1 protein-coding gene and 1 pseudogene are annotated in these 971 nt (G+C 72.2%); one reads left to right on the top strand and one right to left on the bottom strand.

The genetic code is table 11. The features are described 5' to 3' along the window. On the bottom strand, positions 1 to 294 hold a 294-nt coding region (locus tag IG99_RS43435; RefSeq protein ID WP_234312185.1), incomplete at its 3' end, for an ATP-binding cassette domain-containing protein. A gap of 43 nt (positions 295 to 337) precedes the next feature. Between IG99_RS43435 and IG99_RS43440 the strand changes: the two are divergent. After that, positions 338 to 971: pseudogene (locus IG99_RS43440) on the top strand (sensor histidine kinase); the annotation flags it as partial.

Consider the following 971-nt stretch of genomic DNA (forward strand, 5'->3'; position numbering starts at 1 on the left):
CATCAGCGGCAGGGCCACGTTCTCGTCGGCGGGCAGTTCCGGCAGCAGCTGGCCCGACTGGAAGACGAAGCCGAACGCGGTGCGGCGCAGCTCGCTGCGGGCCGGTTCACGAAGCTGGTCGACCCGCTCGCCGTCCAGCAGGACCTCACCGGAGTCGGGCCGCTCGATCCCGGCCAGGCAGTGCAGCAGGGTGGACTTGCCCGAGCCGGACGGGCCCATGACGGCCAGCGACTCGAGCACGACACCCGGCGGGTTCGGCCGAAAGGCCGGTTGTGGGAGCCGGACATCGGCCATTCGGCCGACCGCCGGGAATCGCCGCTTCCGTATCCTGCGAGGCGTGCACTCAGAAACTCCGCTGCTCCGCAGGGCGCTGATCGCCGCTGGCTGGATCGTTCTCGGCCTGCTGGGGCTGCTCGACGTGTTCGCCAATGGGGTGCCCGATCACCACTGGACGAGCCTGCTGCCGATGGTGTCCGGCCCGCTCGCCTGTACGGCGTTGCTGTGGCCCGCTCGTCGGCCGAGCGTGCCGGTACGCGCCGCACTCGTCGCCGGCGGCTCGCTGGTCCTCACCATCGTGATCGCCACGTGGGCGGACCCGGGCGCCGGTACGTTCGGGGCGCTGGAGAGCGTCGCTCTGCTGGTGCTGCTGTCCCGCGGGGTGTGGGCGGTACCGGACCCGAGGACCGCGGTGGCCGTTTGTGCCGCACTGAGCGTGGCGGTCGTCGCGATCCCGCAACGCCTGCTGCCGACGGACATCCGATACGGCAGCGATGCCGCCCTCGACGGGTCCCTGCTGATGGCGCTCGCCGCCGGCCTGGCTCTGGCCTGGGGCCTGCGCGCGCGGCTGCTGGAGGAGCAGCGGGTGCGGGACGTCGCCGCCGTACGCCAGCGTCAGCGCCTGGAACTCGCCCACGACCTGCACGACTTCGTCGCCCACCACGTCACCGGCATCATCGTCCAGGCCAACGCCG

Origin of the sequence: Streptomyces griseus subsp. griseus (genome assembly GCF_000720255.1) — a bacterium.
Classification (GTDB): Bacteria; Actinomycetota; Actinomycetes; order Streptomycetales; family Streptomycetaceae; genus Streptomyces; species Streptomyces griseus_I.